Raw genomic sequence first — 9,214 nt, 5'->3', positions numbered from 1 at the left:
CCACTCTGCTGGACGCAACCGGGAGGATCCCTTGCAGAGTGCAGTCCACCGACTGGCGATACTCGTAGAGCAGGTCAGTGGTGGGCACCAGCACACGCAGCAGGTCGGTCACCGACTGCCGGTTGGCGCCCAGGACGTCGTTCCCGATGTCGGCCAGCCCGATCGCCGAGGTCAGTAGTGCGTCGAGATCGCTCTGGCGGTCGACCACGGTTTGGCTGATCCGGGTGGAGTGTTCGAGGGTTTCGACGAAATCGGTTGCAGCGTCGGCGTATGCGGCCGTCACGGAGGGGAGCGCCTGCAGGTCGCGGCGCAGGTTCGGCAAGCTGGGTGCCAGCCTCGCCAGGAATGCATCGAGATCGGACAGCATCTCTCCGATGCGCTGACCGCGCCCGTCGAGGGCCTTCGAGAGCTCGGCGAGTGTCGCGTTGAGCTTGACCGGGTCGAGCGCGTCGAGGATGTCGGTCAGTTGCTGGAAGACGGTGTTGATCTCGACGGTGACGTGTTCGCCCTGCAACACCTGTCCGGCGACCAGGGGAGTCGCCGCTGGGTCGGCCGGTGGCACGAGTTCGACGAATTTGGCACCGAAGACGGTCGAGCTGGTGATGTCGGCGCCGACATTGGCCGGGATGAACTGCAGGCTCGATGGTTCCATGGCGAGATGGAGCGCCGCCCGACCATCCTCGAGCGTCTCTATCGACGCGACCCTGCCGACGGTGACGCCTTGCAGCTTGACCTTCGCATCGGGGTTCATCACCAGTCCGGCGCGCGGCGAAAGCACGATGACGGCAGCCGACTTGGTGAAGCTGCCCCGGAACAAGCCGATCGCAACCGTCACCGCCACGATGAGCGAGATCACGAGCGCGAGGCCGGCCAGCGGCCGAGCGTGACGCATGCTCACCTGTGCCTCCCGCCGGTGACAAAATGTAACCCTGTAACACAATGTGACAAAGTGTGATCATATGTTTTATTTGCTGGCGAGGGAACCCCTCGGCCGGCTCTCACTGTGAACGTGTCCGGAGCCAGTCGGCGACGACGGCGCGGTGCTCGGAGCGCGAACCCAACATCGTCACCCGGGTGGCGGCGCGACGCAGGTGGACATGTGCTTCGTGCTCCCAGGTGTAGGCGATTCCGCCGAACACCTGGGTCGCGCCTTCGGGGACCCGGCGCAGCGAGTCGATGGCCCAGAACACTGCCAGCGACACGAGTGCCTCGGCGTCGGGGTGCTGCAACTCGCAGGCGTCGGCCGCGCGGTTGACCAGTGCGCGCGCGATCTCGATCACCGACCGCTGGTCCACCAGGCGATGTTTGATCGCCTGTCGGGCGCCGATCGGCTGTCCGAACGTCTTGCGCATCTTGGCGTATTCCACGGCAGCGTCGTTGGCCGACGATGCGATCCCGACCAATTCGGCGACGGTAGCGAGCCGACCGCGGCTCACCGCCTCATGGTGGCGGGTTGCCGCGCTGGCGCCAGAAGCAAGGGGTCGAAACGGCGTGTTCGTCAGAGTGATCGTCGCCGCGGGACCGTGGTCGAGTGGCTGTTCGGGAGTGCGCTGAACCCCGTGTTCACCAACGTCGACGACTCCGAGCACGGGCTCACTGTCGCGACGCGCCAGGATCAGCAACCGGTCTGCCACGCCGCCGAACGGGACGATCGGCCAGGTGCCGTGGACTTCGTCACCGACCACTGTGCCGATCTCGTCGAGTACCAGGGTGAGTTCGTCGGAGGTGCGTTGCTCACACCAGTTCGCCGCTGCCGCCGCCGCGAGCGGAACCGGTAACGCGGCTGCACCGGATGCTTCGGCGAGGACGCACAATTCACGCAGACTGCCGCCACCGCCACCTCGCGTCTCGGCGACGAGGACGTCAGGCCACCCCATGTCGACGACCGTCTTCCACACGTTCTCGTCGAACGCGGGGCCAGGCCCGTCGAGCAACACCCTGGTGCGTTCGGTGGTCCACGCCTGCGCGAGGATCTCGTCAGCAGTCGTACGCAGCTGCGCGAGTTCGGCTGCGGTATCGGCGATGTCGTCCAGCGACGGCTGTACATCACGGGTCACGGGGCAGTCCCAACAGTCGCTCGGCGATGACGTTGCGCTGGATCTCGGAAGTCCCGGCCCCGAATGTCGCGGCTCGCATCAGCAGGTAGCTCTTGGCGACGTTGCCCTTCTTGGCTGCCGAGGGCGAGCCGGGTTCGAGGGTGCCCGCGGCCCCGGCCAGGTCCAAGCCGAAGTTCGCCATGGCTTGGTCGACCTCGGAGGTCAGCAGCTTCGCCATCGACGCCTCGGGCCCGGGGCTCATGCCACGCACGCCGGCGGCGGTCGCCTGGGCCGCGATCTGACGTAGGGCCTCCACCTGTGCGGTGAAGCGCACCAGGTGGTCGGTGACGAACGTGTCCTCGAAACCGCTCTCACTCAGCGCGTTGGGCTCTTTGGCCATGCCGAGCAGGATGTCGAGCCTGCGCTCGATGCGATGTGTGCGACTCTGGCCGACCCGCTCGTATCCCAGCGTCGACTTGGCGACGCGCCAGCCGTCGTGCAGCGGGCCGAGCACGTTTCGCAGTGGCACGCGCACGTCCTGGAAGAAGACCTCGCTGAACTCGGCACCGCCGGAGATCTGACGGATGGGGCGCACGTCGATGCCGTCGGTGTCGAGGTCGGCCAGGATGTAGCTGATCCCCTCGCGTGGCGTGGCGTTCGGATCGGTGCGGGCCAGCAGGTAGATGCGATTCGCATAGTGCGCTTTGGAAGTCCACACCTTCTGGCCTGTGATCACCAACTCGTCGTCGCGGATCAGTGCCCGTGTGGTCAGGGAGGCCAGGTCGCTGCCTGCGTCAGGTTCGCTGAATCCCTGACACCAGACGTCGTCGGCGGACAAGATGCGCGGCAGGTAGTAGTCACGCTGCTCGTCCGTGCCCCACTGGATGATCGTGGGTCCCAGCTGATTGATCGCGCTGCGGTTGATCGGTTCCGGTGCGCGGGCACCGGCCATCTCGGCGTTGAAGATCAGCTGCTGCACCGGGGTGGCGCGACGGCCGCCGAACTCTGTCGGCCAGGAGATGGCAGCCAGCCGGGCATCGTGAAGCTTGCGCTGCCACAAGCGCATCCGGTCCAGACGTTCGCAGTCGGTGCGCGGGACCGCGCGGATATCGGCCGTCAGCGCAGCGGCCAAAAAGTCGCGGATCTCGTCGCGGAAGTCTCGGTCGGCCTCGGACAGGGGTACCCCGTAGTCGCGGTCCGTCATCGGCGGCCTCGCTGCGTGGCAGCGTCGGCCAACCACCCCGCCATCATCGCGTAGACCGCTTCGATGGATTCTCGGGCGGATACCGCTGCGGTGGCGTCGCTGCCCTGCGGGTCGCTGTCTTGAGGGTCGCTGTCTTGAGGGTCGCTGTCTTGAGGGTCGCTGTCTTGAGGGTCGTAGTCCACATGCCACGTGATGTCTGCGCCCGTGCCGTCTGCCGCGGGCCGGACGGTGATGAGGGCTTCGAAGCGGGTCACCGGAAAGGGGCTGTTGGTGATCGAATAGCCGAGCTCCATCTGCCCGTCGTCGCGGTGGGTCAGCGTCTCCAGGATCGGCTGGTCGCCGCTTCCGTGGATGGCGCGGGTCATCCCCAAGCCGTCTCCGTCGACAGCGACGTCCTCGATGACCGGGATCCAGCTGACGTCGGCGAAGTCGCTCAACAGCTCCCAGACGGTACCGGCCGGCGCGTCGACGCCCTTGACGACCGCGATTCGTGGCATGGCCGAACATTAGCAGCAGACGGAACAATTAATCGGATAGTGTTCCGATGTACAGTTCCGCAATCGCGACGGAGGGCGACGGACATGGGTGACGCGACCAGCGGCGCAGGCGACTTTGCGGCCGACGAGGACTGGGTCCGCTACGAGGTCGTGGAGCCTCACATCGCGGTCATCACGATCAACCGTGCCGACCGCAGGAACGCGATCCTGTCGCCGGACATGCACGGAATGTTCAAGGACAGGCTCGACCGTGCGGAGGCCGACGACGACATCAAGGTGGTCGTGCTCGAGGCTGCGGGCAAGGACTTCTCGAGCGGCGACGACGTCCGTCGACTACCCCTGGAGCAGGCGGGCCTGACCAAGGGCAAACGTCTGCCGCAGACGGCGCGGATGGGAAACGCGCGGCGTCTGCACCGTCACCTGACCAATTGGCTCGAGTTTCCGAAGACCGTGATCGCGGCGTGCCAGGGCGCCACGCTCGGAGCCGGGATGAATCTGGCGCTGGCCGCGGACATCCTGGTGGTGGCCGACAACATGTATCTGGCCCGCCCGCAGGCCCGCATCGGATTCGCCGGATTCTCGACGGCGATGCCGCTCGCGCTGCTCAAGCTCGGCCCGAATCGCGGCTACGAGGCGATGATCACCGGGCGCAAGGTTCCCGCCGCCGAGCTCAAGGAGTGGGGCGTGGCCGCCTCGGTCGTACCGCCGGATCGTTTGCACGAGGAGGCCATGCGGTACGCGCGGGCGATCGCCCACCACTCGGCCGACGGGCTGATGGTCGGCAAGCACGCCCTGATCACGTTCTGGAACGCCGTCGGCATGGCGCAGTTCGCGGACTGGGTGCCGATGGCTCACAGCGTGTTTTCGAATCTCTCCTGGCGCGATGACGAGTTCAACTTCATGAAGGAGCGTTCCGCGCGCGGCGGCCGTGAGGCCATGGCGGAGTTGGAACGGCGCTACGCGGAGTGGGGCTTCGAGTAATCTGATAATCAGATATACAGATTCTGTATATCTGTTCTGTATGCTGGGGCGAAGACGCCGGACGAGGAGTAGTGATGGGTGTACTTGACGGCCGAACAGCGCTGGTCACCGGTGCCGGCCGCGGTATCGGCGCCGCTGTCGCCGAGGGCCTGGCGGCGCAGGGCGCTGCCGTGATGGTGTCCGATGCGGGTGTCGCGGTCGACGGCAGCGGCCGCGACGCCGGCCCAGCCGAGACGGTGGCCGCAGGGATCAACGAGCGTGGCGGCAAGGCCTTCTCCGACGTCACCGACATCACCGACTTCGCGGCGTGCGAGGAGTTGATCAACCGTGCGGCGACCACTCTCGGTGGGTTCGACATCATGGTCAACGCCGCAGGCATCCTGCGCGACGGCATGGTGTTCAAGATGAGCGAACAGGACTTCGACTCCGTGATCGCCGTTCATCTGAAGGGGACGTTCAATCTGACACGCCACGCCGCCGCGTGGTGGCGCGAGAACCGCGGCGGACAGTATCGATTGATCAACTTCACGTCGATGTCGGGGTTGCAGGGTGCGCCGAGCCAACCCAACTATGCCGCAGCGAAAATGGGCATCGTCGGGTTGACGTTCTCCTGTGCGAATGCGCTGAAGGGTTACGGAGTGCGCTCCAACGCCATCGCGCCCATCGCCGGAACCCGCATGACGCAGGGCATCAAGGGGGGCGGGAGCATGGACTACTCCCCGGAGAACAAGCGCCTGGCCCCGGAGAACGTGGTTCCGCCGGTGGTCTACCTCGCCAGCGAGCAGTCCGAATGGCTCAACCGGCGGGTGATCTTCGCGGGTAACGGCCGGATCAGCCTGATGTCCAACCCCGTCGTCGAGCGCGAAATCGTCTCGGCGTCCGGCACGTGGGACATCCCCACCGCGTTCACCGAGATCGAGACCTCGTTCAAGGAAGCGGTGCTCTACCCCAACATCTTCGACAAACCGCCCGCGGTCTGAGCGCCGGAAGGGAAGCGCGATGAGTGCCAGCGATGCCGCCACCGAGACAGGCAACGGCAAGGTACCGCCCAAGTACGCCTGCGGAGAGACCTTCGTGCCGAAGACCCGCTACATCGACCCCGAGTTCCTTCACCTCGAACTCGAGCGGCTCTTCACCGCGGTGTGGCAACCGGCATGCCGTGAGGAGGAGATCCCCGACGCGGGAAGCTTCTACGAGTACACCATCGGCAGACAGTCGATCATGGTGGTGCGTCAGAAGGACGCGAGCATCAAGGCCTTCTACAACGCCTGCACCCATCGCGGCATGAAGGTGGTGCGCGGAGCAGGCTGTGCCGCCGACGGCGATCTGCGGTGCGCGTTCCATGGCTGGCGGTTCGGGTTGGACGGGCGGTCGGCGTTCGTCCCGTCCCGCGACGAGTTCCTCCACCGCCCCCGCGAGCAATGGTCGTTGCGCCCGGTGTCGGTGGGGACATGGGGTGGTTGGGTCTTCGTCAGTATGGCCGAGAACCCCCAGGACCTGTTGGAATGGCTGGACCCGCTGCCGATGGCGCTGGAGCCGTTTCGGCTGCAGGACATGAGGTTCCGGTGGCGCAAGCGCACCAAGCTGGCGGCCAACTACAAGACCGTGATCGACGCGTTCATCGAGGGCTATCACACGCCTGGCACGCACCCCCAGACGTTGCGGCCGATGCAGGGGCCACGGCCGTCGGCGGAACCGGCGCCGCCGCAGGAGTACGTCTACGCGCCCTACACCCCGACGATCCCGTACCGGAACCACTCACGGTTCATCTACACCGCGCGACCCGACAGCGGGGATCGCGACAGTGCGCGCAGGGAGCAGGCCGCGCGACCTGAGGTGTTCGCGAACTCGATGCAGTACAACTACCTCGAGGTCGGCTCGCTGGTGACCGAACGCGACTACCGCGCCGCCCAGCAGTTGGCCACCATGGACGCCGGAGACGTCCCCCCGTTCGTGCTGTATCACCAACTCTGCGAGCAGCTGGCGCGAGCAGAGGGGGTGGACTTCCCGACGATGACGATGGAGCAGTATTTCGCCGGCAACGGTGACTGGCACGTGTTCCCGACACTGGTGCTGCTCGTCGAGAAGTCCTGTGTGCTCGGGTACCGGATGCTCCCGGACGCCGAGGATCCCAACCGCTGTGTGTTCGAGATGTTCTCTCTCGAACATTTCGCACCGGGCGAGGTGCCGCAGACCAGCTGGCTGGAGGTGGAACGCTGGCAGGACCACGACGGCTGGGGCGAGCTGCCCACCCAGGACCTCCAGAACATCGATGCGATCCACGCCGGAATGCATTCGCGGGGCTTCGAGGGGCTCTGGCTCAACACCGCGCAGGAGATGTCGATTCGCAACGAGCACGCGATCGCCGACCGGTTCATCTTCGGCGTCGACGACCGCGATGACTGACACCACCCAGTCCGGACGTCCGCTGCCCGCGCTCACCGACCTCAATCGGACCTACTGGACCTCGGGCGCCGCCGGTGTGTGGCGACTGCAGCGATGTCCGGACTGTGAGCGGCTGATCCACCCGCCCGCATTGCGCTGCCAGTACGACAACGCCGTACCCGAGTGGGCCGACATGTCAGGCCGCGGCACCGTCGAGTCGTGGACCGTCAACCGCCACCCGTTCTACCCTGGCATCCCCACTCCGTATGTGATCGCCTTCGTCAACCCCGTCGAGGACCCGCGCGCGCGTGTGCTGACGAACCTGGTCGACGTGGACCCGAGCCGCATTTTTCGCGGAATGCCGGTTCGTGTCGCGTTCGTCGTCGGATCCGACGACTCGGACGATGATGTCTACCTGCCGATGTTCAGTCCGGAGTCGCGATGACGCGACGGCTGACCGATGACGTGATCATCAGCGGGATCGGTCAATCCGATATCGGACGACGGCTGGGGCGCGATCCACTGCAACTCACCGTTGACGCCTGTGTCGCCGCGGTGGCGGACGCCGGGCTCACCTTGTCCGAGATCGACGGATTGACAACGTATCCCGGCGCCTCGATGGCCGGCAAGGGTTTCTCCGGCGCTGGGCTGCGGGAACTGCACGACGCATTGGGTATCCGGCCGAACTGGGTGGCCGGGGGTGTCGAGTATCCGGGCCAGCTCGGAGCGGTCGTCGATGCGATGCTCGCCGTTGCCGGTGGGATGGCCAATCACGTTCTGTGTTGGCGCAGCATCTGGGAGGGCACCGCGCAGGGCGCCGGTCGGCGACGGGGATACAGCGTGCCTGCAGGCGCTCGAGCGAGCGGTCAGCTCGGCTGGCAATTGCCCTACGGCGCCTCGGCGGCGAACCTGGCGGCGCTGCAGATCCGCTCCCGCATGGAGCTTTTCGGGCTGACTCGCGAGCAACTGGCCCAGGTGGCCCTCGTCCAGCGCGCGCATGCCAAGCTGAACCCGAAAGCCGTGTACACCGATCCGCTCGACCTCACGGACTACCTCGAGGCGCGGATGGTGTCTGATCCACTGTGCATGTATGACTGCGACATCGCGTGCGACGGCGCCACCGCATTCGTGGTGTCCCGCGCCGAACACGCCCGGTCCCTCGAGCACCCCGGCGTCGTCGTGGAGGCGCTCGACTGTGCTCACCACGACCGGTTCCTCTGGGAGGCGGGACAGGACATCGCCAGGCTCAACTCGCGGTGGTCGACGATCTGGGACCGCACCGACTTCACCGCCAACGACGTGGACTACGCCTCGCTGTACGACGGGTTCAGCGTTTTCGTGCTGTGCTTCCTGGAGGATTTCGGCTTCTGTGGAGTCGGTGAATCGGGGGAGTGGGTGGCCGATCCCTCGCGGTTCTCGCTCGGTGGCGAGTTGCCGGTCAACACCGCCGGTGGTCAACTCTCGGGCGGTCGCCTGCACGGGTTCGGTCACCTGCACGAAGCCTGCGTGCAGGTACGCGGCGAAGCCGGTGCTCGCCAGGTCGCGGACGCCGAACTCGCCGCCTGCGGCGTCGGCGGCGCCAACAGCGGAACGACGATGATGTTGTTGCGCCGCAGCTGAAGGCCGGGAGAAGCAATTGCCGTCAGCTTATGGACACTGGAACAGATAGTGTTCTACTGAGTATCAGTACGTAACTTTGCAGTCCGAGGAGTCGCGGATGGTTGATCCATCGAATCTGGTGTTGATCAGCGTTGACGATCACACCGTCGAACCACCCGACATGTTTGCCGGGCGGGTGCCGCCGCGCTATGCCGATGATGCGCCCAGGATCGTCGAAGAGGCCGACGGATCGGTCGCCTGGGTCTACGACGGCATGAAGCTTCCCAACATCGGTCTCAACGCCGTCGCCGGACGGCCCAATGACGAGTGGGGTTTCGAGCCGTCCCGTTTCGAGGACATGCGCAGGGGTTGCTACGACATCGACGCGCGGGTGGAGGACATGAATGCCAGCGGGGTGCTGGCATCGGTGTGCTTTCCGTCTTTTCCGACCATCTCGGGCGCGCTGTTCACGTTCCGGGGCGACCGCGACACCTGGGGTTGACCCCTGATGG

At 66.0% G+C, this 9,214-nt stretch carries 10 protein-coding genes; 6 read left to right on the top strand and 4 right to left on the bottom strand.

All coding sequences use genetic code 11. The features are described from left to right. The 4 genes from J3476_RS22280 to J3476_RS22265 all read right to left on the bottom strand — a co-directional run. A partial coding sequence (locus J3476_RS22280) for an MCE family protein (protein ID WP_207068527.1) occupies positions 1-892 on the bottom strand: 892 nt, incomplete at its 3' end. A 106-nt stretch (positions 893-998) separates the two neighbouring features. Next, positions 999-2,057, bottom strand: a complete 1,059-nt coding sequence (locus J3476_RS22275) for an acyl-CoA dehydrogenase family protein (RefSeq protein WP_207068526.1) — start codon at positions 2,055-2,057, stop codon at positions 999-1,001. After that, positions 2,047-3,240 carry an acyl-CoA dehydrogenase family protein gene (locus J3476_RS22270; protein WP_207068525.1) on the bottom strand — a complete coding sequence of 398 codons (1,194 nt, stop codon included), beginning with the start codon at positions 3,238-3,240 and terminating at the stop codon, positions 2,047-2,049. The genes J3476_RS22275 and J3476_RS22270 overlap by 11 nt, the downstream gene beginning before the upstream one ends. After that, positions 3,237-3,737 carry an SRPBCC family protein gene (locus tag J3476_RS22265; protein ID WP_207068524.1) on the bottom strand — a complete coding sequence of 167 codons (501 nt, stop codon included), beginning with the start codon at positions 3,735-3,737 and terminating at the stop codon, positions 3,237-3,239. The genes J3476_RS22270 and J3476_RS22265 overlap by 4 nt, the downstream gene beginning before the upstream one ends. A gap of 84 nt (positions 3,738-3,821) precedes the next feature. On the opposite strand from J3476_RS22265, the gene J3476_RS22260 reads away from it, so the two are divergent. From J3476_RS22260 to J3476_RS22235, 6 genes are all read left to right on the top strand, one after another. Next, the gene (locus J3476_RS22260) at positions 3,822-4,718 is read left to right on the top strand and encodes an enoyl-CoA hydratase/isomerase family protein (protein ID WP_207068523.1); all 897 of its coding nucleotides are present in this window, start codon (positions 3,822-3,824) and stop codon (positions 4,716-4,718) included. Between the two features lie 74 nt (positions 4,719-4,792). Next, positions 4,793-5,698: an SDR family NAD(P)-dependent oxidoreductase gene (locus tag J3476_RS22255; protein WP_207068522.1), complete on the top strand. Its 906-nt coding sequence runs from the start codon at positions 4,793-4,795 to the stop codon at positions 5,696-5,698. 19 nt (positions 5,699-5,717) lie between these two features. Continuing rightward, positions 5,718-7,124: an SRPBCC family protein gene (locus tag J3476_RS22250; protein WP_207068521.1), complete on the top strand. Its 1,407-nt coding sequence runs from the start codon at positions 5,718-5,720 to the stop codon at positions 7,122-7,124. Further along, positions 7,117-7,548, top strand: coding sequence for an OB-fold domain-containing protein (locus J3476_RS22245; protein ID WP_207068520.1), 432 nt, complete (start codon positions 7,117-7,119; stop codon positions 7,546-7,548). Before J3476_RS22250 ends, J3476_RS22245 begins: the two co-directional genes overlap by 8 nt. Further along, the gene (locus tag J3476_RS22240; RefSeq protein WP_207068519.1) at positions 7,545-8,723 is read left to right on the top strand and encodes a thiolase family protein; all 1,179 of its coding nucleotides are present in this window, start codon (positions 7,545-7,547) and stop codon (positions 8,721-8,723) included. Before J3476_RS22245 ends, J3476_RS22240 begins: the two co-directional genes overlap by 4 nt. A 97-nt stretch (positions 8,724-8,820) precedes the next feature. Then, the gene (locus J3476_RS22235; protein ID WP_286183544.1) at positions 8,821-9,204 is read left to right on the top strand and encodes a hypothetical protein; all 384 of its coding nucleotides are present in this window, start codon (positions 8,821-8,823) and stop codon (positions 9,202-9,204) included. Positions 9,205-9,214 lie beyond the last annotated feature (10 nt).

The organism is Mycobacterium sp. PO1, from assembly GCF_017312405.1.
GTDB lineage: Bacteria > Actinomycetota > Actinomycetes > Mycobacteriales > Mycobacteriaceae > Mycobacterium.
This window is presented reverse-complemented; position numbering and strand designations above follow the sequence as displayed.